The organism is Flavobacterium sp. SM2513 (genome assembly GCF_050908145.1).
Lineage (GTDB): Bacteria > Bacteroidota > Bacteroidia > Flavobacteriales > Flavobacteriaceae > Flavobacterium.
Window position 1 is genome coordinate 2,462,451 of record NZ_CP194228.1, and the last position, 25,194, is coordinate 2,487,644.

Annotated in this window: 24 protein-coding genes; 16 read left to right on the forward strand and 8 right to left on the reverse strand. The window is 35.6% G+C overall.

From position 1 onward, the window contains the following. Positions 1–61: 61 nt before the first annotated feature. The 6 genes from ACQ5J2_RS10320 (at position 62) to ACQ5J2_RS10345 (ending at position 3,579) form a co-directional block, all read left to right on the forward strand. On the forward strand, positions 62–610 hold the full coding sequence (locus ACQ5J2_RS10320) for a DNA-3-methyladenine glycosylase I (RefSeq protein ID WP_432670323.1): 549 nt from the start codon (positions 62–64) through the stop codon (positions 608–610). A 7-nt stretch (positions 611–617) separates the two neighbouring features. Next, positions 618–953, forward strand: coding sequence for a nuclear transport factor 2 family protein (locus ACQ5J2_RS10325; RefSeq protein ID WP_432670324.1), 336 nt, complete (start codon positions 618–620; stop codon positions 951–953). 34 nt (positions 954–987) lie between these two features. Next, positions 988–1,308: a MazG-like protein gene (locus ACQ5J2_RS10330; protein WP_432670325.1), complete on the forward strand. Its 321-nt coding sequence runs from the start codon at positions 988–990 to the stop codon at positions 1,306–1,308. Between the two features lie 514 nt (positions 1,309–1,822). Then, positions 1,823–2,515, forward strand: coding sequence for a helix-turn-helix transcriptional regulator (locus ACQ5J2_RS10335; RefSeq protein ID WP_432670326.1), 693 nt, complete (start codon positions 1,823–1,825; stop codon positions 2,513–2,515). 87 nt (positions 2,516–2,602) lie between these two features. Continuing rightward, entirely contained in the window at positions 2,603–2,995 is a 393-nt protein-coding gene (locus ACQ5J2_RS10340) for a RidA family protein (protein ID WP_432670327.1), read from the forward strand. A gap of 2 nt (positions 2,996–2,997) precedes the next feature. Beyond that, positions 2,998–3,579, forward strand: a complete 582-nt coding sequence (locus tag ACQ5J2_RS10345) for a YdeI/OmpD-associated family protein (protein ID WP_432670328.1) — start codon at positions 2,998–3,000, stop codon at positions 3,577–3,579. 180 nt (positions 3,580–3,759) lie between these two features. Here ACQ5J2_RS10345 and ACQ5J2_RS10350 read toward each other — a convergent pair whose 3' ends face one another. The 3 genes from ACQ5J2_RS10350 to ACQ5J2_RS10360 form a co-directional block, all read right to left on the reverse strand. After that, positions 3,760–4,434, reverse strand: a complete 675-nt coding sequence (locus ACQ5J2_RS10350; RefSeq protein WP_432670329.1) for a response regulator transcription factor — start codon at positions 4,432–4,434, stop codon at positions 3,760–3,762. Further along, on the reverse strand, positions 4,434–5,198 hold the full coding sequence (locus ACQ5J2_RS10355) for a sensor histidine kinase (protein ID WP_432670330.1): 765 nt from the start codon (positions 5,196–5,198) through the stop codon (positions 4,434–4,436). The genes ACQ5J2_RS10350 and ACQ5J2_RS10355 overlap by 1 nt, the downstream gene beginning before the upstream one ends. A gap of 630 nt (positions 5,199–5,828) precedes the next feature. After that, the gene (locus ACQ5J2_RS10360; RefSeq protein ID WP_432670331.1) at positions 5,829–6,443 is read right to left on the reverse strand and encodes a hypothetical protein; all 615 of its coding nucleotides are present in this window, start codon (positions 6,441–6,443) and stop codon (positions 5,829–5,831) included. A 277-nt stretch (positions 6,444–6,720) separates the two neighbouring features. Between ACQ5J2_RS10360 and ACQ5J2_RS10365 the strand changes: the two genes are divergently transcribed. Continuing rightward, the gene (locus ACQ5J2_RS10365) at positions 6,721–7,275 is read left to right on the forward strand and encodes a phage tail protein (protein WP_432670332.1); all 555 of its coding nucleotides are present in this window, start codon (positions 6,721–6,723) and stop codon (positions 7,273–7,275) included. A gap of 200 nt (positions 7,276–7,475) precedes the next feature. Further along, positions 7,476–8,030, forward strand: a complete 555-nt coding sequence (locus ACQ5J2_RS10370; RefSeq protein ID WP_432670333.1) for a phage tail protein — start codon at positions 7,476–7,478, stop codon at positions 8,028–8,030. 3 nt (positions 8,031–8,033) lie between these two features. On the opposite strand, the gene ACQ5J2_RS10375 is transcribed toward ACQ5J2_RS10370, so the two are convergent. Next, positions 8,034–9,050 (reverse strand): hypothetical protein, encoded by a 1,017-nt coding sequence (locus tag ACQ5J2_RS10375; RefSeq protein WP_432670334.1) that lies wholly within the window; start codon positions 9,048–9,050, stop codon positions 8,034–8,036. Between the two features lie 69 nt (positions 9,051–9,119). Between ACQ5J2_RS10375 and ACQ5J2_RS10380 the strand changes: the two genes are divergently transcribed. The 4 genes from ACQ5J2_RS10380 (at position 9,120) to ACQ5J2_RS10395 (ending at position 16,884) form a co-directional block, all read left to right on the forward strand. After that, a complete protein-coding gene (locus ACQ5J2_RS10380) occupies positions 9,120–14,327 on the forward strand; it encodes a beta strand repeat-containing protein (RefSeq protein ID WP_432670335.1) in 5,208 nt (1,735 codons plus the stop codon). Between the two features lie 10 nt (positions 14,328–14,337). Further along, complete coding sequence (locus ACQ5J2_RS10385) at positions 14,338–14,559, forward strand: hypothetical protein (protein ID WP_432670336.1); 222 nt, start codon at positions 14,338–14,340, stop codon at positions 14,557–14,559. Positions 14,560–14,946: 387 nt separating this feature from the next. Continuing rightward, positions 14,947–15,393: a hypothetical protein gene (locus ACQ5J2_RS10390; RefSeq protein ID WP_432670337.1), complete on the forward strand. Its 447-nt coding sequence runs from the start codon at positions 14,947–14,949 to the stop codon at positions 15,391–15,393. Between the two features lie 63 nt (positions 15,394–15,456). Then, complete coding sequence (locus ACQ5J2_RS10395; RefSeq protein WP_432670338.1) at positions 15,457–16,884, forward strand: Dyp-type peroxidase; 1,428 nt, start codon at positions 15,457–15,459, stop codon at positions 16,882–16,884. A 98-nt stretch (positions 16,885–16,982) separates the two neighbouring features. Here ACQ5J2_RS10395 and ACQ5J2_RS10400 read toward each other — a convergent pair whose 3' ends face one another. Genes ACQ5J2_RS10400 through ACQ5J2_RS10415 form a run of 4 tightly spaced genes read right to left on the reverse strand, consistent with a single transcriptional unit; the run spans position 16,983 to position 20,771 of the window. After that, entirely contained in the window at positions 16,983–17,783 is an 801-nt protein-coding gene (locus tag ACQ5J2_RS10400; protein ID WP_432670339.1) for an HvfC/BufC family peptide modification chaperone, read from the reverse strand. Position 17,784: 1 nt separating this feature from the next. Beyond that, positions 17,785–18,735, reverse strand: coding sequence for an MNIO family bufferin maturase (bufB, locus tag ACQ5J2_RS10405; RefSeq protein ID WP_432670340.1), 951 nt, complete (start codon positions 18,733–18,735; stop codon positions 17,785–17,787). A 6-nt stretch (positions 18,736–18,741) separates the two neighbouring features. Beyond that, the gene (locus tag ACQ5J2_RS10410; protein WP_432670341.1) at positions 18,742–19,329 is read right to left on the reverse strand and encodes a hypothetical protein; all 588 of its coding nucleotides are present in this window, start codon (positions 19,327–19,329) and stop codon (positions 18,742–18,744) included. Positions 19,330–19,370: 41 nt separating this feature from the next. Continuing rightward, positions 19,371–20,771, reverse strand: a complete 1,401-nt coding sequence (locus ACQ5J2_RS10415) for a ferritin-like domain-containing protein (RefSeq protein ID WP_432670342.1) — start codon at positions 20,769–20,771, stop codon at positions 19,371–19,373. A gap of 247 nt (positions 20,772–21,018) precedes the next feature. On the opposite strand from ACQ5J2_RS10415, the gene ACQ5J2_RS10420 reads away from it, so the two are divergent. The 4 genes from ACQ5J2_RS10420 to ACQ5J2_RS10435 all read left to right on the forward strand — a co-directional run bounded on the left by ACQ5J2_RS10420 (position 21,019) and on the right by ACQ5J2_RS10435 (position 25,175). Further along, positions 21,019–21,270: a hypothetical protein gene (locus ACQ5J2_RS10420; protein WP_432670343.1), complete on the forward strand. Its 252-nt coding sequence runs from the start codon at positions 21,019–21,021 to the stop codon at positions 21,268–21,270. A gap of 162 nt (positions 21,271–21,432) precedes the next feature. Further along, on the forward strand, positions 21,433–22,413 hold the full coding sequence (locus tag ACQ5J2_RS10425) for an endo alpha-1,4 polygalactosaminidase (protein WP_432670344.1): 981 nt from the start codon (positions 21,433–21,435) through the stop codon (positions 22,411–22,413). Positions 22,414–22,852: 439 nt separating this feature from the next. Beyond that, a complete protein-coding gene (locus ACQ5J2_RS10430; RefSeq protein ID WP_432670345.1) occupies positions 22,853–23,806 on the forward strand; it encodes a hypothetical protein in 954 nt (317 codons plus the stop codon). A gap of 382 nt (positions 23,807–24,188) precedes the next feature. Then, positions 24,189–25,175: an alpha/beta fold hydrolase gene (locus ACQ5J2_RS10435; protein WP_432670346.1), complete on the forward strand. Its 987-nt coding sequence runs from the start codon at positions 24,189–24,191 to the stop codon at positions 25,173–25,175. Positions 25,176–25,194 lie beyond the last annotated feature (19 nt).

Below are 25,194 nucleotides of genomic sequence, written 5' to 3' on the forward strand. Positions count from 1 at the left end.
TTGGCTAATGGCATTGTAAAATATTAAACCACCTTTGTAACTAACTTAAACAATTAAAATAATGAGTTACTGTAATTACATACCGACTATGAAAGAGCCAAGTCGTAGTTTACATCAGAATTATCACGATAACCACTATGGCTTTCCTATTCATGATGACAATGAATTATTCGGCCGCTTAATTTTAGAAATCAATCAGGCAGGATTGAGTTGGGAAACCATTTTAAAAAAGGAAGAAAGTTTCCGAAAGGCTTATGATGCTTTTAATATTGAAAAAGTAGCGACTTATACTGAAAAAGATCGTGAACGTCTAATGAGTGATGCTGGAATTATACGAAACAAACTCAAAATAAATGCAGCAATTGAAAATGCCAAGACTATTATTGAATTACAAAAACAACATGGCAGTTTTGAAAAATGGATAGAGATGAACCATCCTAAATCCAAAGAAGATTGGGTTAAAATATTTAAGAAAACATTCAAGTTTACAGGTGGTGAAATTGTGAATGAATTTTTAATGAGCATTGGTTGCTTAAAAGGAGCACATGCTGAAAATTGTCCAGTGCATCAACAAATTTTAAAAACAAAACCAATGTGGTTAAAACAATAAACAAAAAATGAACATCAAAAACTTCATAGAAGATTGGATTGAAGCTTCCAATGCTTTTGATACCGATAAGTATTTAAGCTTTTTTGCAACTGCTGCTATATTAGAGGACCCATCTGTTGGAAGAGTATTTAACGGTCTGGAAGAAATTAGAAATTATTTTGAAAGTTATTTTGTTGGTTACAATACCAATACTAAAATAGTTCAATTGACAATTGCAGATAAAAATCATGCGCATTTGGAAGTTGAATTTACAGGTACTTTTCCTGAAAAAATAATTGGAGGAATGTTTGATTTTACCTTCAAAGACGAAAAAATTATGAACGTAAAAGCAGATTTACTTTAGGACCAGATTGAGTAATAATTCTAAATTTAACAACATGCCCACAAATAACTTTGACGATATTATTAATCGTTCTCTTGAAATAAGAAAAAAATACCACGAATTAGAAGTACAACACCATAAAAGCGAATGGACGGTGGAAGAAGATGCTTTAGCATTTTTAACGGATGCAGCATTGGTCGGAAGGAATATAATGTCGCAACAACAACGTTGGCCAAAAAGCAATACCCAAACCGAATTAGAACATAAACTAGGTGAAAGCATTTGGTGGCTAATTGTATTGTCAAATAGAACTGAAATAGATATAAAAGAAGCTGTTGATAATTTTTTATCAAAAACTGAAAAACTCATTAGCTAAAATTAAAACATCTTCCACTAACTGCTGGGGTTTCGTTGCGGCTGTAAGTCGAACAATTAATTGAAAATCAACGAATACTAAAATAAATAGCAATTAGGAAAACCCGTGTTGAACGAATTGAAAATCACTGAATACCAAATTCAATTTTTAAAGTAGTGAAGTAAACCGATTGCATCCCGTGAATACTTATAGATTTATGGTTAAGATTTTTAAATGAATTTCAAGTCCCAACACTTCGGGATACTATCCTCAATTTTATAACTTAAAATTTATATATTTACGCAAGAATGGTTGGGGCATGCATTTGCAAAACCGAGCTGATGGAACGTTTTAAGTATTGAAATAAAAGTCTTTTAATGATTTGCACATTTCTTTAATTTTGCAAGTAAATTGAAACAAAGTTTCACTTAGACACCTAAAATTCGATGGATTGGTGAAACGCTGTTTTGGCCTATATATACGTTAAGCGTAATGCCATGAGCGACCGTAAAAATACAAACAGTCAGACAGGAAAATGAACGACAACGATTTAAAAAGACTTTCACGACTGACAGCAATTTTGACACAACTGCAAGCCAAACGACTTACGACTGCAACAAGTTTGGCTGACAAATTCAACGTAAGCATAAGAACAATTTACAGGGACATTAGAGCTTTAGAACAAGCAGGTGTTCCAATCTTGACGGAAGACGGTAAAGGTTATACGCTAATGGATGGCTATAAAATTCCGCCAGTTATGTTTACGGAGAGTCAAGCCAACGCTTTAATACTTGCAGAACAATTGGTGTTGAAGAATAAAGACACTTCATTTATTAAAGATTACACCGAAGCCATTGACAAAATTAAAGCTGTTTTAAAACAAACTGACAAAGACAAAGCAAACTTACTTGCCGACAGAACTCGATTTGAACAAAACACAAACAGAGAAAGAAACAGCGACAATATTTCTCAATTACAACAAGCACTTACAAACTTTTACCTAATTAAAATTGACTACACAAACGAACAAGACAAAACAACGAGTCGAATAGTTGAACCATTTGCTTTAATTAGTACAACAGAAAATTGGTTACTTATTGCTTGGTGTCGTTTGCGAAAAGAATTTAGATATTTTCGTTTAGACAGGATAACAAATTTGCAAATACTTGCAGAAAAATTTGAGCAACACAAAATGACCTTACAGGAATATTTTGATAAATTTTACTAATTCATTTTGACCCCTGACATAAGGCTGTCACCTAACCGTTCTACTTTTGCAATGTCAATAATGACAAAAAATTTTAAAATAAATAAAATGCAAAAGACAACATTCGACCCTTGGGCTTGGGGCAAAAACACAAATTCTGTACAAGCCGTAGAAGTTAAAAATGTAGAAGGAACATTGTATTGTTCAGGACAGGTCGCTATTGACGAAAACGGAGTTCCAAGTTCTGCCGATATGAGAAGCCAACTTATTCAGACCATTGCAAATTTAGAGCAACTAATTAGTGAGTCGGGCTATGAGTGCAAAAACATTGTAAGACTAAATGTTTACACAACAAACACTAATGAGTTTTTCACAACTTGCATGGACATTTATGTACCTTTCATCATGAAATACGGTATTCAACAAGCTACTACATTACTTGAAGTAAAAGGACTTTTTGCTACATTGACCGTAGAACTTGAAGCAACTGCTATAAAATAAAAATGCAAAAAAACGAAATAGAAATATTTTATCCGACAAGCCAAACAATGTGGCGAAAATGGTTGCAAGAAAACCATATTTCAAAGCAAGCTGTTTGGCTTGTCTTTTATAACAAAAAATCAGAAAAAAAATCTATAACCTGGAGTGATGCAGTGGATGAAGCCCTTTGTTTTGGTTGGATAGACAGCAAGAAAATTTCAATTGACAAAGAAACTTCACACCAATTTTTCAGCAAAAGAAAACCCAAAAGCACTTGGTCAAAAATCAACAAAGAAAAAATTAAAAGACTAACTGAACAAGGCTTAATGACTGAAACAGGTTTAGCTATTATTGAAACAGCGAAACAAAATGGTTCTTGGACAATCTTAGACGAGGTTGAAGAATTAATTATTCCAGCAGACTTGGAAGCAGCATTTAGTGACAAACCTAATGCAAAAGACTTCTTTTTGAGTTTAAGCAAATCTGTAAGAAAGATAATTTTGTCTTGGCTTGTGTTTGCAAGAACAACTGAAACAAGACAAAAAAGAATTACAGAAATTATAGAAAGTGCAGAACAAAATCTAAAACCGAAACACTTAGGATAAAAAAGGTACATACGCCTAACAGCTAGGTTTTCGTTGCTACTGTAAGCCGAACACCCGAGCGATAGCGAACGGACGAAGTAATCAAACCCGTGTTGAACAGCTTGTCCTGATTTTTATCGGGGGATTTGAGTGTGGGCACGGATTGCAAATCCGCGCTATCTGGATTTAAAAACAATCCCTTTATATTCTAGGAAAAACATCGATACTCAAGATATCATGTTGTATTGCATAAACAGCTAGTCCAGCAATATTTTTTGTTCCTGTTTTGATAAAAAGGTTGTTTTTATGTCCTTCGACCGTACGACGGTTAATAAAAAGCATTTTACCAATCTCATCGGCCGTTTTTTGGGTACAAATAAGCTTTAATATCTCGATTTCGCGTTCCGATAGATCATTCTCATCATTCAAAATATATCGGGAAGTTTTTGCAGGGAGCTTTTCTTTCAAACATTCCACTTGATCTTCCATAAAATAAATTGACTTTTCATACACTATTGGTATGATGTTTTTTAGTAAAAGAGGTGAAATTCCCTTTGGTAGAAAGGCAGAAGCCCCCGTTTTAAACATAAATTTTAAGAAACTATGTTTATAATGTGAGGATATAATTATGATTTTAATTGTTGGGAAATGCGATTTAAGATATCCTGCGGCTTCAATACCATCCATTCCTTGCATTTTTAAATCAAGCAGTACAATGTCGGGAAGTTGCTCAATGGTTGTGAGTTTTGAAATGAGTTCACCGCCCTCTGAAGCAGTAAAGAGCACGTTAAATCCTTTGCAAGTGTTTAAAAAGTCTTCCAAAAGTCCTGCTAAGAGGGTATCGTCGTCTGTTACAGCAATGCTTATGTTTTTCATTAATTGCTAAAATGTAGGTGGTTCAAAGCAATAATGGTGGTACTGCCTTTTTTACTTGATTTTATTTTATAGGTACCGCGTAGGTACAGCATTCTCAATTCAATATTTTTTAATCCGATACCTTTTTTGGCTTTTACTGGGTCAAATCCTTGACCATTATCCGTTACGATAAGGATCAGATTCTCATTTGTGATTTTCAAATTTATAACGACTTCGGAAGCTCCTGAATGTTTATAAATATTGGTAACAATTTCTTGTAGTACTCTAGCAATTTGTAACTTGAGGTCTTGCTTAAATACAACTGCCGTTTTAATGTCCGTATAAAAAAGTAACTTCAAGTATTTTTTCCAGGGTGCTATGATGTCTTCCAAAAGCTGATGCAAATCAATAAATTCCAGCATAGGAGGACTCAAATCATGGGATATCCTTCTGGCTTCATCTATTGCTTCGCCTAAGAGCACATCCATGTGTTCAAAATTATATTCCGACTGATTTTTTAGCCGTAAAATAGTTAATTTTCCAATGAGTGAATCGTGGAGGTCGGCTGCAATTCGTATTCGTTCTTCTTCTTGTACTACTATACCACTTTCTATTAGGTTCTGTTGGTATTCGAGTTGCAAACGAGATTCTTTTAGTTTGTGTTCTATCCTACGTTTATAATTAATACGCACCAGCTTCACAAACGACACGGCTAATATTGCTATGACCGTAAGGACAACTAAAATCCAGATTGCAACCGTTTGTGGGTCGAGCCATTTTTCCATATTTCCTTACTTAAAAAAGTATAAAATGAAACTGTTAATAAAAAATTTGCCGACCAAAAATAAAACTTTACGGATGAGGCAACATTAATGAGGAAATTTACTGGTAAAAAGAAAATCAAATTTAAAGAAAAATAAATTAGAAATACAGAACTTAGTTTTACAATTGAAGTGTCTTGGTCTTCCTTACCTATGTTTTCAAACAGCGAATTAATCGACATAATTATAATAATGAATGAACATAGTACTTTAGAATAGGGTTGAAAATCGAGTGGTGCTACATCTTTTAGCGTAAAGACTTCATAGAGCATATAGATGCAAGCGAGGGAAGTAATTATACTGTATATCCTTATGTTCTTTTTAAAAAAGCAAAATCGATAATATACGTAAAAGAATACTAGCTCTAATAAGCTAAAGATTACTATAAAAATTAAATTATTACCATACAGTTCTCCTGCAATCCGAGATAAAATATCTATAATAAGGCAAATAGAAAGATAAACAACTAGGTACTGTACTTTTTTATCCAAAAAAGGGTAGTAATAGACGCCAACGAGGATTCCAAATAGCAACAAAAAGGGCACCACTAAAGTGCTTATAGTGAAAAATTGGATAAAAGTCATACAATCCTTCTTATACCATACTTAATAAATAAAAGCTATTTTGTGAAAGTGTACCAAAAGGAGGTACTGGTAGTACTGTATCATAAAATGCAACCGATGATTTTGAATGGTCGACTGTAATAAGGTCGGCAATATACCCGGTCACATTCGTACTGTCTTCTCTTAATGCAAAGAAGGTAGAATAATTCACATTTCGCTCTATATATGAAGAAGGCATATTGAACGCTTTAAAAATACCTTGGGTTTGTTGTCTATTGTTTATTTGATTGGTAGCCCATTGTGAAAAACTTTTTTTCCAGTCATCCATTCTTTTCAATGCTTGCGCTTCCGGAATTTCATCCGAATTTCCTAAACTGTTTTTTACCTGACAAATAGTAATGGCATTAAATAAAGTGGCTTCGCTGCTGTTTATGTCAGCCGCTGCGTCAAGCATAAAAATGTAAAAAGTACCCTCTGCTTTGCATACTCCAGGATATACGTGCATTTGGTTTGCTTGTGGCATATCTCTCTTGTATGCAAAATGGTTGCCCAAACTTAAGTATTGGATTACCTCGCTAGGATTATTTCGGATGGTTTCCCATTCTCTAAGGCAACTGATGACATCTTGTAAATTGTTGAATTCCATAATTTTTGTTTGTTTACGTTTCGTATTGGTTTGGTTTATTGGGACTAATTTTACTCAAAAGTAGAATTTTAATTACTAGCCACCAATTTAATTTTAGTATTTTTTTTGTTTTTTTTAACAAAAATAAACTGTGAATGCATTTCCTATATTTCTTTTCAGATATATAATCGGTGTAAATTTAAGCCTTGTAAAATTTTTTAAAACAGGTAATTTTACCTGTTAGTATAAATTGTTCCTTTTATAGATTTGTGCCTATTAACTTTAATTTATAAAAATTATGGACGAATTTATGGGAATGATTAAGATTTTTGCAGGTACATTTGCACCCAAATACTGGATGTTTTGTCAAGGGCAATTGTTGTCAATTGCACAAAATAGTGCTTTGTTTTCTCTTTTAGGAACTACTTATGGCGGTGATGGCGTGACTACTTTTGCTTTGCCAAATCTAAGCGGATTGGCACCCATTGGTACGGGTAGTGCAACTTCTGGTTCTAGATACGAATTAGGTCAACAGGGAGGAAGCGAAACTACGAGGTTGTCCATTATGAATATCCCTCCTCACCAACACAATCCGAAGTTGCATGCAAGTACAGCCAATGCAACACAGAGCACACCAGGATCCACATCGGTACCTGCCACATGTGGAAAACTTGATGGTCGTAATTTCGATAACTCGCTTGGCTATTCGGACGCAACACCGGACGTAGTAATGAGTAATGCAATGGCTACTGAAGATGTAGTAGGAGGTGGCTCACCTATTAATAACATGCAGCCCTATATGGGGATAAATTATATCATCTGCATATATGGATTATATCCTTCACGTCCGTAATATTTAATTTCTTAAACGTATTGCCCACTTTAGTGTTTGCTCTTGTAATCGTAGAATAATTTAAATTCAAGGTGGGCTTTTAGATGAATAACGAGTGTAAATTTATACAGCATAGAATTTTTAAAACAGGTAATTTTACCTGTTATTCCAAAATTTTCCTTTTATAGATTTGTACGCATTAACCTTAATTTATAAAAATCATGGACGAATTTATTGGAATTATTAAAATTTTTGGAGGCACATTTGCTCCAAGAGGTTGGTTTTTTTGTCAAGGACAACTGTTGTCCATTGCGCAGTACCAAGCGTTGTTCTCTATTTTAGGAACTAATTATGGAGGAGATGGAATTACTACTTTTGCATTGCCAAATTTGAGCGGACAAACGCCTATTGGAACGGGTGTTTCAAGATCGGGTTCTAGATACGACTTAGCTCAAGTTGGAGGAACTGAAACTACTAAGTTGGATATTGTAAATATTCCTCCTCACCAACACAATCCAAAATTGCATGCAAGTACAGCTAATGCAACGCAAAGCACACCAGGTTCGACATCAGTACCTGCCACTTGTGGAAAAATGGATGGTCGTAATTTCGATAATTCATTAGGGTATTCGGACGCCACGCCAGACGTGCTAATGAGTAATGCTATGGCTACGGAAGATATGGTAGGAGGCGGAACACCTATTAATAATATGCAACCCTATATGGCAATGAATTATGTCATCTGTGTAGAGGGGATTTATCCTCCTCGTCCCTAATACTTAATTTCTCAAACTTATGGCCCACTTTGGTGTTTCACTGTAATCATAGATTAACTGAAATTCACGGTGGGCTTTTAGATGATAAAAGGAAGTAATGCAATAGGGATTTGTAAGTACCGATTCGGCAGTTTTTAAAGTTAAATCTTCAAAAATGTTGATTTCTGTAAATACGGTAAGGTCTGGATAAATACTAAGGTCATCGGGAACTGGATAATATTTGGTTTGAATCTGATGGTTATTCAAGAGCTCCGTCGCATTTTTATCGATTGAAAATAAGCGGTCCACGTGATTGCGAGAAGATTCATCTTGAAGCTTTGTAGTTTCCAACGGGTGCTGATTGAATTTTATAAAAGGCTCTTTACCGAAGAAGGTATAAACCAAATCAATGTGAATTTGATTCGGAATAAGAATAGTATGAGGGAGTAATTGAGGAAGGAAGTTTTTAGTTATAGAAACCTGTGGTTCGGCGGTAAGTCCATAATGCATTGTTTCAGTAACAAAGAGGTCAATCTCCCATCCTTCAGGCTTTTGATAGGTTGTGGCATCCGTTTGCACCACGCTGATTCTGTACTGATTCAAATTTAAAAGAGCAATGAGTTTTTTTACAGACGAAACGGATGATGAATTGATGTCTAAAATAATTGCTTCAACTGCCTTTTCACTAAGCAAAGGGAGTAGAGGTAAAAGCAAAGTCGCAAAAGGGCCCGAACCTGCGTAAATGATTTTTATAGGTCGGTTCGGAAAATCCAATTGTAAAGTAATGATTGCCTTGTAAACGCCTTTTATAAAATAACAGGTACGCAAATAATCATCGGTGCAGACCGCAGCGTGATAAGTTGAAAGGGCTTGGCCGCCTGCAACATATTTTTCATTATCAGCAGCAATATCGAAGTTGTTCTTATCTGCGGTAATCTGTTGGTAGAACTTGGACAGTTTTTTTACTGCTTCTACGTTCGCATTTATCCCATTTGAAGAGATGATTTCATTTGCAATAGTTCGCAGTTCAGTTAATCGCATAAAAAAGTTGCTGTCAGTTAAAGGATAGCAATATAGTTTAAAAAATAAACAATATAAAAATTAATTCCAATGAAAAAAATCTACTTAATAATAGTAACCTATTTACTGTTTTTCAGTTCACTTTGGTCGCAAACCACAGAAACTTTTGAAACCGAGACAGTCGGCTCAACCAGCTTTACCGATAATGGTAGGGTTTTTAATATTACGAGTCAGACCAACTCTGTTTTTGATGTCTTCCTGTTTTCAGGAGGAGGTTGGAACGGCTCCGCTCCTGATAACAGGTTTATTGATAATAGTGGTTCTACTACTTTTAATGTACCCGTGCAATTTACAATAACAGCTGCACAAGGTACTTTTGCCCTTAAAAGCCTTTATTTATTCTTGTCTCAATCCAATCTTAATTTTAATGTATCAGGATCAGTGACCATTACTGGAAAATTAGGTGGTGTTGAGAAATTTACTGCAACCGCAAATTCTCCTTTTAATACCAGCTTTGGAGTCAATAACGGTTTTACTTTTATAAATATGGTTAATTTTGGAGGCTCGAATAATTCCAATAGTACGATAGATCAATATGTTATTACAACTACAGGTGGTTATGCTTATGTCGCTTTAGATGCTATGTCATGGCAACCTGGATTTACAGTAAGTTTCAATTCACAGACAAATATTGCTTGTAATGGAGGTGCCACCGGAGCAGCCGCTGTTTCTATAGCAAATGGAACAGGACCTTTTACTTATGATTGGACAGGAACACCTACAGGTGATGGTACAGCAGCTGTAACAGGACTTTCAGCAGGGCAACATACTTGTACAGTTACTGATGCTAATGGAGCTACAGGTAGTGTTACGTTTAACATAACACAACCAGCCGCTCTAACGGCTACTACCTTACAAACCAACGTGAGTTGTAACGGGGGAAGCAATGGTGTTTTATCTGTAACTCCTTCAGGTGGTGCGGGTGGATATACCTATTCATGGTCACCTTCGGGAGCTACTACTGCAACAATAACAGGTCGTTCAGCAGGCAATTATGCGGTAACGATAACGGATGCTAACGGATGTACTTTACAAAAAAACATTACACTTTCTCAACCATCAGCTTTAACGGCTACTACTTCACAAACCAACGTAAGTTGCAACGGTGGAACTAATGGTACAGCAAGCGTAGTTGCTTCTGGCGGTGCAGGCGGATATACCTATTCATGGTCACCTACCGGAGGAACAGGTGCAACAACAACCGGTCGTTCCGCAGGTAATTATACGGTAACTATAACAGACGCTAACAGTTGCTCTATTCAAAAGAATTTTACTATTACACAAGAATCAGCTTTAACGGCTACGCAATCTCAAACCAACGTAAGTTGCAACGGTGGAACTAATGGTACAGCAAGCGTAGTTGCTTCTGGCGGTGCAGGCGGATATACCTATTCATGGTCGCCTACGGGAGGTACTGGCGCTACAACAACCGGTCGTGCAGCAGGCAACTATACAGTAACTATTACAGATGCTAACAGTTGCTCTATTCAAAAGAATTTTACTATTACACAAGAATCCGCTTTAACGGCTACGCAATCTCAAACCAATGTGAGTTGCAACGGTGGAACTAATGGTACAGCAAGCGTAGTTGCTTCTGGTGGTGCAGGTGGATATACCTATTCATGGTCACCTACGGGAGGAACAGGAGCAACTACAACAGGTCGTGCAGCAGGCAACTATACGGTAACTATAACAGACGCCAACAGTTGCTCTATTCAAAAGAATTTTACTATTACACAAGAATCAGCTTTAACGGCTACACAATCTCAAACTAATGTGAGTTGCAACGGTGGAACTAATGGTACAGCAAGTGTAGTTGCTTCTGGCGGTGCAGGTGGATATACCTATTCGTGGTCGCCTACGGGAGGAACTGGTGCAACAACAACGGGTCGTGCCGCAGGTGACTATACGGTAACAATAACAGATGCTAACAGTTGCTCTATTCAAAAGAATTTTACTATTACACAAGAATCAGCTTTAACGGCTACTACCTCACAAACCAACGTGGCTTGCAATGGTGATTCTAACGGTAGTGCAAGTGTGAATGCTTCTGGTGGTGCAGGAGGATATACTTATTTATGGTCTACAGGTGCCACTTCTGCGGCAGTTACAGGTCTTTCATCAGGAGGTTATTCGGTAATTATAACCGATATGAACGGTTGTTCTACTCAAAAGAATTTTACGATTACAGAACCAGCAGCTTTAACAGGTACCGTTGTTTCGCAAACTAACGTATCTTGTAATGGTGGCTCCAATGGTGCAGCAGAAGTTACTGTTGCAGGTGGTTCTGGTAGTTATACGTATCAATGGAGTAACGGCTCGACATCTACTACGCTTTCTGGAGTGCAAGCGGGGACTTATAACCTTTATGCTGTAGATTCCAATGGATGTGGTTTTAATTCTAATTTTAATCTTGGAACATTAGTTGCATCAATTACTATTATAGAACCAAGTGTCTTAGTAGCAAGTGCGGTAATTGATAGTGAGGTAACCTCAGGTGGTACTGATGGTGCATTAACAGCATCAGCAACTGGGGGAACAGGTTCTTATACCTATTTATGGAGTAACGGAGCACAAACAGCTTCTGTTACAGGATTAACACCTGGCACTTACACCTGTACCATTACAGATGCTAATGGATGCGAATCTGAAACTTCTGTAACATTAAATGCACCAGCAACAGCACCAACGGCTTTTGACGTTACCGGTGGCGGAGGAATTTGCTCTGGCACTACAAGTGTAACTATAGGACTTTCAGATAGTGAAGTGGGTGTAAACTATCAATTAAAATTAAATGCTAATAATGTAGGCGATGTCGTTGCAGGTACAGGTACTGCACTTTCTTTCGGAACTTTTACAGCAAGTGGTAGTTATACAGTTCAAGCAACAAATGCAAATGATGCAGGAACAACTACTATGACGGGTGAAGCAGTAATAAGTGAGGTAAATTATGTAGTCACTATTGCACAACCATTGGTTCCATGTGTTCCTGGAATACCAGGGTCTTTATCAGGTGTTGTTGAATCTGTTGAATCTGTTGCAGATTTCACAGCTGATTATGCTCCATCAAATTGGATATTTACTAATACTAATGCCGATGGAAATGTCAATACTACCGATGCACCTGCCTCTTTAAATATAACTTCAGGTAATAATGATACAAATACTTCAGGTACTACGGATTATAGTATTACTATACCTGCATCGGGCACATTAAGTTTTAATTGGAGTTATACTACTTCTGATGAGGGTCCACAATACGACATTCCACAATTCGTTTATAATAATTTAGTTACGACATTTACGGATTATGATACCGATGGTTCTTCTACTCAATCAGGAACAATAACCCTTGAAGTTACAGAAGGAGCTACTTTTGTTTTAAGAATGCATACAACTGATAATGTTGCAGGTGCTGCCACGGTTGTTATTTCTAACTTTCAAGCTCCACAACTTACTCCTGTAGAAGCAAATGTACTATGGACCGCTAGTAATGGTGGGACAATAGTTGGACCTACAAATCAACTTAATACAAACGTTTCCACTTCAGGTACGTATACCTTAACTGCAAGTTTGGGTGATTGTTCGTTTTCACAAAGTGTAGTAGTTGATTTTGAAAACCCAGTTTTAATTAACACGACATGGAACGGAACAGCATGGAGCAATGGAATTCCAAGTTTTGGTCATAAAGCTATTATTGATGCTGATTTAGTAGTTGCTCAACAACTTACTACTTGTGAATTGGAAATTACGGCAAACGGAAGTCTTACGGTACAGCCAAATGCAGCCGTTGGAATCGTAGGAAAAATTACTAACAATGCTACTGCAGCTGATTTTGTAGTAGAAAACAACGCAGTACTTACGCAATTATATGATAACCAAAACGTAGGACCTGTTACAGTTAATGTAACTTCATTTCCTTTGTACCGTCAAGATTATACGTTATGGTCTTCACCAGTAGAAAACCATAATCTTAGAATATTCTCTCCACAAACTATTTTTAACAGATTCTCTTCTTATGATAACACAATAGGAACTGTAGGAGATTATGTACAAGAAATTTTCACTACAGAAGATGTTTTAACTAAAACATTTGCTACAGGTAAAGGGTATCTTATTCGTAGTCCTAATAACTGGCCAGAATATGTAAATAATACTATTCCTGGTGTTCCTTTTGAGGGAGCATTTAAAGGTGTACCCGAAAATGGTTCTATTACAGTGCCTCTTTCAACTGTTAATGGCGGATTGAACTTGGTAGGAAATCCTTACCCGTCCCCAATTTTAATTTCTGAATTTTTTATAAGTAATCCAGGTATAGAACAAACTATTTATTATTGGAGAAAAAGAAATGGGGCAACAGGAAGTGGTTATGCAACATTCAATAACATGGGATTTGTAAGTGTGCAACCAGGACTAACTGATTTGGGAACAGCTCTTGAAAATAACCCACAAATTAGTAATGGACAAGGATTTTTTGTAAAAAGCACAAGTGCAACTTCATTGGTTTTTGATAACTCAATGAGAGGCTTTATGAGCAATGGTGTTTTCTTGAAAAGCACACCAATCGAAAAACACCGTTTGTGGTTGAACTTGTCTAACAGTACAAGTACTATCGGTCAAACATTAATAGGTTATGTTACTGGAGCAACAGTAGGTTTTGACAATGGTTTTGACAGTAGTTCTTTTAATGATAGCCCGGTTGCCTTAACTTCATTAATCAATGGTGGGGAATATGCTATTCAAGGTCTAGAATTGCCGTTTGATGCTGCAAGTTCAGTAGCATTGGGATTCAAAACTAATGTGGCAGGAAGTTATACTATTAGCCTTTCTAACTTTGATGGATTGTTTGCCGAAAATCAAGACATCTACATCAAAGATAACGTAACTGGACTTGTTCATAGCTTGAAAGAATCTGCTTATAGCTTTACTGCAACTGAAGGAATCGCTAACGACCGCTTTGAAGTTGTATATCAAGCAATGCTTGGCACTGATAATCCGGATATGTTGGTTAAAAATATTCTTGTAGCTGTTAAAGACCAAAGTATTACTATAAACGCTGGTACAATTGTAATGAATACAATTGAGTTAATTGATGTAGCAGGAAGAGTAGTTTATACACAAAATGACGTAAATGCCACAACAGCAACAATCGAACACTTATTAACTAGAAATCAAATGTTGGTAGTTCGTATCACAACTTTAGAAAAGGGAATAGTAAACAAAAAAATAATATATTAAATTTAGAAGAATGAGATTAAGTAAAGTAACAAAATTAGTATTAACAGTGGTTTTTTTCTTTTCAGTGAATGGTGCGTTTGCACAATTTCCAGAAGACCCAGGTGATGATAGTGATCCAGATGATGCACCATTAGACCCAGCACCGATAAATGATTATCTTATCCCGATGTTGGTATTAGGAGTTGCAACTGCTTTTATATTAATAAATAAAAAAAGGAGTGTACGTTTGTAGTAGTTACCACTAGTGCATTTATATTTATAAACCTTCTCATTACTGAGAAGGTTTATTTAGCACTTTATACTGAATTGTAGTTTTAAAAGTAAATGAAGATTTTTCTTGTTCTATAATTGAAACCGACTTTTCAAGTTCCACTTTGCCATTGACAAACAAACTCTTTTTTACAAAATTTGTAAAAAAAGAAAGAGCAATAGAAGAATAGAAAATTCATTCTTTCTAGCGATTTCTATACTAAATTAGAAACTTTGGTTTGTAAATCTCAAATCATTATTGGTAGTACATACAACCGTAGCTTTTAATATAATAGAATAATCTAAATGAGTTATCCGAGATGCTGAAAACGGAATCATAGAGTAGGCAAACACTTAATCAACTATAATTATGCAACCAGTAAATCCTTTAACAATGTATGTGCCCATTTATCAGACTTCTCAGGCACAAGAAGCCGCAAAATTTGCGTATGAAAATTTTAATAGTCCAATTACGAAAGCATCTTTAGATAAAATGGCAATCGTGCATTATGCCCGTATCGCTCTAGTTCCCAACAGCAATGGGGAAGGTATTGCAGGCGTTTTGGTAATTACAGAATTTGATGGCAATATGAACTCTTATCTGGAAGCCTTTTACAAGAATTCTGATACAATAAAAACAGCATTCCTTGTGCTGATTTCATTATGGGCAAATAAGCCTGCTAATTTCCCAACTAAACCTGAAGATATAACGTTTACGATTTTCTCTAACTTTATCAATGACCGTAATGTAAGCAAAGTTGCAGATCTTTATTATGCTTATCCACAATCGGTGAAGCAGATTGTAGCAAAATTTTAATTTTAGTTAGTAAATTAATACAATAGCAGGGTTTGTAGCCCTGCTATTTTTATACGTCATATTATGAAAAACATCCAACTTCCTAATCAACTTGACCTCGGGGATATTCAAGGTCTTATCATTAACGGATATACACATCCTTGCTCGGTTCACCTGATGTTTAATTTCAGTAGCAGTGCAGCTGCACTTAAAAATATCAGCGGATTTTTTAAGGATTTACTTCCCTATGTTCAGAGTGCTGAGGACTGGGGTGCTTTAAAACCTGAATTTATGCTGAACATCGGTCTAACAGCTGACGGTATTGCAATTGTAAAACCGGAATTGGATATTCAAAATTCTAGTTTTTCAACAACGTTTAAAAAAGGACCTTGGGATGCTAATAATGCACAGCAATCCTTGGGTGATTATGGAGCTGGAGACCCATCGGAGTGGTGGAATAAAAAGTTTAAGAACGAAGAGGTGCATTGCGTAGTACATGCCTATGCTATGAATCCTGGAGCACAAGATCGGATAACTGAGATTATTGGAGCTGCAGTTGCTAAAAGCGATGCAACGGTTAAAGAATTAAAGCCTTTGCTTTCAGAAACGGGTAGGTTGGAACAATATTTATTAGTACCGTCTGATTTTATTCACTTCAGGTATAGAGATTCCATTGATGAACCTAATTTAAATGATGATCCAGCAGGAGAAGACCAGCAAGATTTGAATAATTTTCTTATCGGATACAGTACATTACAGAATCCCATTCCGGGACCACTTTCCGGTCCAGAGGCAAAATTTGCTAAAAACGGATGTTATAACGCATTCCGAATACTTTATCAAGATGCAGAAGCATTTTATACATTTTTAGAACAACAAGCAGTAATTATCGCTCCACAAATTAAGCAGACAGAAGAATTTACAATTGAATGGTTGGCAGCAAAATTATGCGGTCGTTGGCGTAATGGTTCGCCATTGGTACTTTCTCCAGAAAAGCCAGAGCAAAGCACTTCAAAAAGTACTGATTTTATGTATTTAGCTAATGACGACATGAAAGGATTGAAATGTCCGTTTTCTGCCCATACAAGAGTTTCAAATCCTAGGGATGAGGGAGTTGATGTTGCGGGTTCAACCACAGTACCTCGTCTTCTAAGAAGAGGAATGGCTTATGGTCCTCCCTTGTCAGTTGATGCGGATGCAGACCGTGGCTTGATAGGTATGTTTTTGTGTGGGGATTTAAATACGCAGTTTGAAACAATTTACGGTTGGATCAACATGAATAACTTTAGTGATGTATTTAATCCTGCCAATAAAACCCCGCAAGATCCATTGGTTGCAAACCGCATCGGTTCCGAACAAGGCAATATTGATATAGATTTCACTATACCCATGGAAGATGGTACTAATTTGGTTATAAAAGGTCCGCTACCTCAATTTATTGTTACCCGCGGAACGGCTTATTGTCTGTTGCCTTCTGTCTCTTCACTTAGAGAAATAGCGACATTTGTTTAATAAAAAATGGAATTATTTAAAAAACTGTAAACTCTAAATAGTGAGTTTACAGTTTTTTTATGAAAAGGTATTGATTTATTTCTTAGGTATTTGTTGTGTTATGCTTTCTCGACAATAAAACCCGATGCAATGAAATTTTTTCTCCATATAGGCCAAATGAGGTTGAAGTCTTTTATGCTAAAGTTAAAAAAAGCAATCAATTGAGCCCGTGCTTCGAAAATTGTGGAACCAGAAATTAGAAAGTTTAAAAAATGATATTGGTCAGGTCCTAATTGAAATAATCCAAGTTTGTAGTTTTGTCTCGAAACGGCACAATAGCTTTGCCGCGGAAACGGAAGTTCAGGCGAAAGACCTGCGTTAAAATCAAGATAGAAATTGCAGATTGGAAATTGATGTTCAAAAAGTAAAAGGTTTGCTGCTGGCGTGAGTAAATCGTCTGCTGAATGAAAATTCGGGATTTTGGTAGCGATTTCATCTGCGTCGAACGCTTGAGAAAGCGTATATTCAAAACCAGCGAGTTCAATCATGAATGCAGGCCAATCTTCCTTTTCATCTTTTGGTCGGGTTTTTTCAAGGAATGAAGTAAATTTTGCCCCTAAATCATTCAGTGTGTAACTGTCAGAGGGATGAATCTCTAAAAACTGGTCAGCAAAATCTTGAAATAGTGAATGACCCAATGCATAGGACAAGCATTTAAATTGGGATTGCATACACTCGCGAAGCCTAGCAATATAGCTTTGTCTATAAATAGACAAATGTTGATCAGCACTTAACCGGATGGAGTCGTTTATAATATCGGTTGTACTAATGGAAAAGTTTGAAATAGGAAGGTGTTGTATCACCATAGATTGCATCCATTGCTGTACATCCTTTATTGAAATGGCGTCATTGTCAATCATTTTATCGCAGAGCTACTTTAATATCATTAACTAAAAAATCAACAGGATTGGAGACAATCAAATTGTTCGTATCTTCTTGAAATACAGTTTTATTTATACCTTGGATGCCGTCTTTAAAGTTTTTAGCCTTGAGCAGTTCGCTATGGTAGGTATCAAAGTCGGGTATATTCCCATCCCATTCGAGCAAAGTGGCTACGCCTCCAGTGAGTTGCCAAGCAAGTGAAAATAGTTCCCAAACCTCATCTGCCACTTTCCTGTCGTGTGTATCAATTATATAATTTCCACAATGTTGATGGCCCGCTATATGCATCTGCACAATCTGTTCGTGCGGCAACTGTTTGATGTAGTGCACAGGGTCAAAATCATTATTAAAAGCAGATACATATACATTGTTCACGTCAAGCAGTAACCCGCAACCTGTTTCTTGTGCCATATAGCGTATAAAATCCCATTCATTAATGGTAGATTGCTTAAAAGTGAGGTAGGTACTGGGGTTTTCTAAAATAAGTGGACGTTCTAAATAATCTTGAATTTGTTTGATTCGACCAATAATGTGTTCTAACGACTCTTGATTAAGTACTACTGGTAAAAGGTCGTGTGTATTTAAAAGGTTAACACCTGTCCAGCATAAATGATCGCTTATCCATAAGGGGTTTATTTCTTTAGCGAGTGTTTTGAGTTTCTTCAGATAATCCCAGTTTACAGGATCAGTGCTACCAATTGACAGCGAAACACCATGCATTACTAATGGATATCGTTCGGCCAATGTCCTTAAAATAAAGCGAGGTCTGCCTCCTGAATCCATGAAATTTTCAGAGATGATTTCAAACCAATCTACGGGAGGGGTATGATCAAGGATGTAATCAAAATGCACACTTCTCAAACCCAATCCAAGACCGGGATTGGGCATCGATAGTACTTTATCTCTAAAATTTAGTGATGTGCTACTCATGTTATATTATTCCGATTTGCCCTCGCAAAGATTTTTTGAATGATCTTCCGGATTATTAAAACCGAACGAGCATTTTTTATCTCCACTGTTTCCACAAGAATCGTATGATCCCAATATCGAAACTAACCAGTTTTGCGGAGGTCCGCATTCAAAAGGGGCAGGTCCTACATTTCTATTTGCTTCGCTCATCCTTTTTTCAAAAAGCTTCCGAGCCAGTTTCCATGTACTTAGACCCTTATTGGCTCCTAAGGTACTAAATCGTTCAGCCTGTATAGGTACGGCACAACTTCCTTGCCAAGCACAATTGTTGTTTCCTGGGTTTTCTTGTTGTGGTACATCTCCGTAAAGTCCACATCCACCTTGATTGCGGCAGTTGTTAAGCGTTTGACAGTTGTGCTGTTGAGCAGTTGCACAATAACCTGTTCCCGCACAATTGTTAGCCCCTGTTCGGTCATGTCCTTTACAAGCATTCAAACCCATACAAACGTGCAATTCAATGGGTGGTTTTATATTCGCAGGTGCTCCAGGTGCTGCAGGCGGAGGGGTACTGCCACCGCACATTGATAGTTCTTTATTGTGTTTTATTGTAGCCATAAGAATTTGGTTATTTTGTTACGAAAATTATTGATGTTCTTTTATTTTAAATCAACATCTGGCAAGTCATCGATACGGTTGCCTAGATAAGAGATGGCAGGATATACTGCAACAGCGATCTTGTAAAGATCTTGCAGTTGATTTTTTGGTCGCGCTATTGGGCTGAATGGATAGTTTTCAAATGTAGGTGCGGCATTGTATTCAATGCCTGCATCCGTTTTGTATGTTAGTTTCATGATATCGCCACAAAGGGAGTTCAGAATAAAAATCATGGATTTATGGATTCCGAACATAAAGGTTTCGTATTGTGTACTTCCTGATTTTCGGTAGCATTCCTCAATCATTACAAAAATATAAGTGTAAACACCGTTTATAAGATCAGATACTGGAGCGATATGGGCTGGATAATCAGATGTGGTTGGATTGTCGGCAATATTCATGACAAATAAATCACTGAAAGTAATATCTTGGATGTTTAAACTGTTATAATGTGATTCCAATGCATAATATTTCTGATAGATTTCTGCAAATTTTTCAAAGTGTGAAGACTCTTCCCCTTTTTTGGGACTAAAGTCATATTGGAGTACTTCTGAAAAAATAAGGTTGTTGTCTGCATCCAAATAAGGAGCGTCTTTTACAAGTTGTCCTTCTCCTTGTTCTACTATCAGGTTTATTGCATCCAATGCGGAAGTTTTATCCGCCACACAGATAAGGTCGCCTGAATTGTCCTCATTTGTAAATACCGGCTTATGCTCCTTGTCATAGTATAAAGTGTCAATATTGTTCTGTGCATAATAACCTTTTCCAGGAACTAGTTGTGGTGCATGTGTATTGTATCTGAGTTCAGGATTTTTTTCAAGACAATCCACAACCATTTCGTAAAATTCCCCAATTGTTGGATACGGAATGTACGCTTTCAATAAAAGCTTGTCCTTTTGTTTAGGCTTCATGGGTTTCTCTATATTTAGAAACGTTTCCAGTTGTTTCATTGAAAGCCTTGAGGTATTTATTTTAAGAGAAGGTTGATGTCCAGGAAGTTCAGCAGGCCAGGTTGCAGGCGACCTTCCGTTTAGTATAGGCATTCCAGCTACTGCCTGTTTTAAGTTGGATGAAAGAGCCATATGCAGCATCTCTTCAATGGCAACACTCATTATTAGTGCACCTGCCTTATTTGCAAAGACCATTACTTCGGCTGATAAATCTAAAGCTAAGGCTGTTGCTTGGTCAAAGTTGTAAGGTGTTTCTGTTTTGATTTCAAGCAAGGCATGAGTCAAGCTATTAATCATTTGCTGTTGCGAGGGTGCCCGATTGATAGAATAATAAGTAAAAAGATAGGTGGGAATTGTCGCTATTTCTATTTCAATAGCCTGTTGCAGTGCTTCTCCAAGATTGGCTGGGGTTACTTTTTCTGCTTTTTCTCCAAAAAATTTTTTATGTATCATGTTTTATTGTTGTTAGAAGTTTGCATTTTATTAAAACAGATTCTTTTTCTAGTATAAAATAAAAATTCATATTTGAAAAAGAGACCGCTTAACAATTCCAAATTTAAAGATTTGATATTGTTCGTTACTAGGTAATATTACCTGTTTTAAAAAGTGGAAAATATAAAAGTGCATTTAAGTTTAATCATAGTTATATTGAATTGGTAGTTGAGACCATTGAAGGGTTGAAAATGGTAATTTCTAGTTTTTGAATGAGCCAGATTGCCGTTTTCAAAGCACGCATCCTTCAGACAGAGGTGTACAATATTGGAGCGCTTTGTATGTTCGATTATTAAAAAATAGCAACATCAAAATCAATACGGCCGAAAATGGTAATTCATTTGAAAATGCTTTCGTAGAGCGAATAAATGGCTTTATTAAAGAGGAATATTTAAATGATTATAAATTTAATCCAATACCAATGGTAAAAGATGCTTCGGCATCTTTTTTTGTGGGTTAGTGTTGGTAATTTTTTGTATAAAAGCTGTATAGATTTTTTTTAGTGTAAAATGATGTGGTAAATAGCAGTTCTTTTGGTGATTTAGCTATAAATAGCAATATAATTGAAAGCTAGCTCCAATTTTTGACCAAAGTTTACGTTTAAAAAATAAATTAAAAATAGATGAGGTTCAAGAGACTTTTTTTAGCAACATTAATACTTTCATTTTTATCATGCAGCAAAGACAATGATGATCGTGACAATGAAACTGAATTCAAACAGAAAATGCGAGAATTTGTAATTGGAATAAGCCAATATTCAAAAGCGATAAAACCTAATTTTTTGATAATTCCTCAAAACGGAATAGAGTTGGTTAGCAGTAATGGAGCTATTTCAGGAAAACCTGATGCAGCATATTTGAATGCAATAGATGCAAACGGTCAAGAAGATTTATTTTATGGTTATGACAATGACGACCAATCAACATCTTCAATAGATAATAGCTATTTGAAAGGATTATTAGATATATCTAAAAATGCAGGAAACACCATTTTAGTAACGGACTATTGTTCCACGCAATCAAAAATGACAAATTCATATCTAGAAAATTTAAATGCAGGATATGTATCTTTTGCAGCAGACCAGCGCGAACTAAACAATATCCCGAATTTTCCAAATCCGATACATCAAGAAAACAATGCTGTAGTTACCAATTTATCTGAAGTGAAAAATTTCTTGTATCTCATCAATCCTACAAATTTCACATCAAAAAGTGAATTTATTAACGCTGTTACTTCAACCAACTATGATTTACTCATAATGGACTTGTTTTTTAAAGACGAAACACAATTTACAAGTTCAGAAATTACACAACTAAAAAACAAAGCTAATGGTGGAAAAAGATTAATCATTTCTTATATGTCTATTGGAGAAGCAGAAAATTATAGATATTATTGGCAAACAAATTGGAATACAAACAAACCGAGTTGGTTAGATGCGGAAAATCCAAATTGGGCAGGTAATTACAAAGTAAAATATTGGGATACTGAATGGCAAAATCTAATTTACGGTAATGAAAACTCTTATCTTAAAAAAATATTGGATGCAAATTTTGATGGAGTTTATCTTGACATTATTGACGCTTTTGAATATTACGAAAATTAAAACTACCTCTAACAGCTAGAGTTTGGTTCCGTTCGCCGTGAAGGACGAACACCCGAGCGATTGCTAACGGACGAAGTAATGAAAATGATGTTGGACTGCCTGTCCCGATTTTTATCGGGAGAACCGATTATATGCCGTAAACACTTATGGAGTTGTGGAGAGGGTGTTTGAATGGGTTTGAAGAGGATTTAGGGTTCTCTTTTTTTGTGGGGTAAAATGAGGTAGTTGTGGAGGAATGGGAGTTGAAATATCGAACATCTTTGGGATGTAGGGGAAACCGTAATTACAATTGGAAAATTATGCTTATGTTTGGGAAGTCAATATGCAAGGGGTACTGAATAGGAGGTGGGAAAGTTTAATTAGAAAAAAGTGTATAAACTTGCATATATTTACTAGTTAACTGCAAGCTTAAAAAAACAACCGTTAAAAAAATTTACAAATGAGAAAAATAACACTTTTATTGATAATTATAAATTTAAATTTGTTTGCTCAAGAAAATGAGTTAAAAGAATTTAAGAAAGAGCTCGTGTTTTTTATTAGTTATGACAATAATAAAATTGATACTTTACAAAAAACAGAATTAAATACAGAAAAATATAAAATAAAATTAGAAACTTCATTCAAAAAGTTTTGCACAAATCCATACAGTAAAAATTTAGATAATTTGAAACTAAAAGGCATAAAGAGCGGTTCGACGTACTCTTTTGGCAATGAAACCTACTCATTTCACGAACAAAAGCGAGATTATTTAAATAAAGGGATAGAAAATAATATTAATTATTGTATTTCCTTTTATGGAATTTATGATTACAAACTATCTAATTTTATTTCAATTTATATACAACCATTTAAGGTAGATTCAAAGGATTATATTATTTATTATTATAAATTAAACGGAAAAGGAAAATACTACGTAAAAGATGAAAATTCAAACAAAATAATATTTGAAAGTGATGCTTTAACTTCTAATGCACCTATATTGAAAATTGAAAAAGTTGACTCAAACAACTATTTACTAATTGAGAATATGCAAAATTTGGGACAAAGAGCTTTCATTGTTAAAAATGAAAATACAAAATGGACTTCTATTAATGCGTTTAAAGGACAGTCAATAGATATGAAAACCTTTGTTACAGAAAAAGAAACAAATTCTAGAAAATATTTATGGATTGCGAATAACAAGAATATGACTTCACGATTTGGCGAAGGATATGATGAAAAACCATTAATATTGTTTGATTCTAAAACTAAAGAGATTTTATATAATACTTACAGTAAGACATCAAAAGAGGTTAAAGAATTTAGCGCTGTTTGGAAAAATTCTACTTTTACAATAGATGATTACTTCATTGGCAAAGATTACGGAAATGATCAAATGCCACATCCTGAATAATGAAAAAATTAAAAGCCAGCAGTTAACAGCTAGGATTTCGTTGCGGATGGAAGCCGAACAATGAAAACCGTGTTGAACGGAACCCGCTCTCCGAAGTCTAACGCTCTGCGAACGTCTCCGACTTCGCAGCATCTAAGTTTCCAGAACAACAGCACCCTTACAGATTTTCTATAAAAACACACATCGCTCAGCTAATGCCTCCGAGAGGAAAACCGTAATTACAATTGGAAAATTATGCTTATGTTTGGAAGGTTAATACGCAAGGGGTACTGAATGGGAGGTAGGAAAGTTTAATTTGAAAAAGGTACATAAACTTGCGTATATTTACTAGTTGTAAGAAATTTTAACAAAAATCGAAGAATCCAAAATCTAAATATAGCAAATGAGAAAAAATTTCATATTACTCCTATTAGCAATCTTATTTCAAACTTACGAATGTAATTCGCAAAATAAAAAAGAACTCAAGGCTGAAAATATTTCAGTCAAGATTGACACGCTTCTGACAACTGAAATCGGCGGAATAAAACAAGTCATAGAAATTAAAACAGATGATTCTAACAATCCAATACTACTCTTTTTATCAGGTGGTCCAGGAAGTTCAATGATGAAGAATGCGGACTCTTATACAAACATTTTGAAAAATAAATTTACCATTGTTCAATGGGACCAAAGAGATGCAGGAAAAACATTGAAATTAAATCCTTCACCGACACAACCGTCAGTTGAACAAATGGAAGAGGACACTTATCAAGTTATAAGTTTTCTGAGAAAGGAGTTAAACCAAGAAAAAATATATTTATTAGGCAGTTCATGGGGAAATGTTTTAGGCTTTCAGATCGTTAAAAATCATCCTGAACTACTACATTCTTATTTTGCAGTAAATCCAGTTATAAGTCAATTACCCAGTGAGAAAGATTTACTCAAAACTTTGAAAATTCATTTTAAAGAAAATGTTCTTGCTCTTAAAGAATTAGCGAGCGTAAAAATTCCTTTTACAACTGACGAAGACCTGTTTTATTTAAGAAAATGGCTTTTTTATAAAGAGGGTAAAGAATTTGCAACAAGTAATGATTTCAAAAACGGTTTTCTTCAATGGTCAAAAACTTGGTCGCCTGTGTGGAACGAAGTAATGAATATTGATTTACCAAAGACTTTAAAGAAAGTGGACTGTCCAGTTTATTTTTTCGTAGGCAAAAACGATATTCAAACATCGACAAAAATTACAGAAGAATATTTTGAAGAATTGAAAGCACCAAAGAAAGATTTATTTTTATTTAAAAATTCTGGGCATCAAATACATCAAGATGAGCCAGAAAAGTTTCAAAATACAATAATCAAAATGTTGGACACGAATAAATCAGAGGAATAAAACTACTTACAACAGCTAG

Coding starts and splice junctions, on each gene's coding strand:
- ACQ5J2_RS10330 (WP_432670325.1), top strand. CDS start 988: ATGCCCACAAATAACTTTGACGATATTATTAATCGTTCTCTTGAAATA.
- ACQ5J2_RS10430 (WP_432670345.1), top strand. CDS start 22,853: ATGAGAAAAATAACACTTTTATTGATAATTATAAATTTAAATTTGTTT.
- ACQ5J2_RS10360 (WP_432670331.1), bottom strand. CDS start 6,443: ATGGAATTCAACAATTTACAAGATGTCATCAGTTGCCTTAGAGAATGG.
- ACQ5J2_RS10375 (WP_432670334.1), bottom strand. CDS start 9,050: ATGCGATTAACTGAACTGCGAACTATTGCAAATGAAATCATCTCTTCA.
- ACQ5J2_RS10435 (WP_432670346.1), top strand. CDS start 24,189: ATGAGAAAAAATTTCATATTACTCCTATTAGCAATCTTATTTCAAACT.
- ACQ5J2_RS10335 (WP_432670326.1), top strand. CDS start 1,823: ATGAACGACAACGATTTAAAAAGACTTTCACGACTGACAGCAATTTTG.
- ACQ5J2_RS10415 (WP_432670342.1), bottom strand. CDS start 20,771: ATGATACATAAAAAATTTTTTGGAGAAAAAGCAGAAAAAGTAACCCCA.
- ACQ5J2_RS10425 (WP_432670344.1), top strand. CDS start 21,433: ATGAGGTTCAAGAGACTTTTTTTAGCAACATTAATACTTTCATTTTTA.
- ACQ5J2_RS10390 (WP_432670337.1), top strand. CDS start 14,947: ATGCAACCAGTAAATCCTTTAACAATGTATGTGCCCATTTATCAGACT.
- ACQ5J2_RS10380 (WP_432670335.1), top strand. CDS start 9,120: ATGAAAAAAATCTACTTAATAATAGTAACCTATTTACTGTTTTTCAGT.
- ACQ5J2_RS10355 (WP_432670330.1), bottom strand. CDS start 5,198: ATGGAAAAATGGCTCGACCCACAAACGGTTGCAATCTGGATTTTAGTT.
- ACQ5J2_RS10325 (WP_432670324.1), top strand. CDS start 618: ATGAACATCAAAAACTTCATAGAAGATTGGATTGAAGCTTCCAATGCT.
- ACQ5J2_RS10395 (WP_432670338.1), top strand. CDS start 15,457: ATGAAAAACATCCAACTTCCTAATCAACTTGACCTCGGGGATATTCAA.
- ACQ5J2_RS10410 (WP_432670341.1), bottom strand. CDS start 19,329: ATGGCTACAATAAAACACAATAAAGAACTATCAATGTGCGGTGGCAGT.
- ACQ5J2_RS10340 (WP_432670327.1), top strand. CDS start 2,603: ATGCAAAAGACAACATTCGACCCTTGGGCTTGGGGCAAAAACACAAAT.
- ACQ5J2_RS10365 (WP_432670332.1), top strand. CDS start 6,721: ATGGACGAATTTATGGGAATGATTAAGATTTTTGCAGGTACATTTGCA.
- bufB (WP_432670340.1), bottom strand. CDS start 18,735: ATGAGTAGCACATCACTAAATTTTAGAGATAAAGTACTATCGATGCCC.
- ACQ5J2_RS10400 (WP_432670339.1), bottom strand. CDS start 17,783: ATGATTGACAATGACGCCATTTCAATAAAGGATGTACAGCAATGGATG.
- ACQ5J2_RS10350 (WP_432670329.1), bottom strand. CDS start 4,434: ATGAAAAACATAAGCATTGCTGTAACAGACGACGATACCCTCTTAGCA.
- ACQ5J2_RS10385 (WP_432670336.1), top strand. CDS start 14,338: ATGAGATTAAGTAAAGTAACAAAATTAGTATTAACAGTGGTTTTTTTC.
- ACQ5J2_RS10320 (WP_432670323.1), top strand. CDS start 62: ATGAGTTACTGTAATTACATACCGACTATGAAAGAGCCAAGTCGTAGT.
- ACQ5J2_RS10345 (WP_432670328.1), top strand. CDS start 2,998: ATGCAAAAAAACGAAATAGAAATATTTTATCCGACAAGCCAAACAATG.
- ACQ5J2_RS10370 (WP_432670333.1), top strand. CDS start 7,476: ATGGACGAATTTATTGGAATTATTAAAATTTTTGGAGGCACATTTGCT.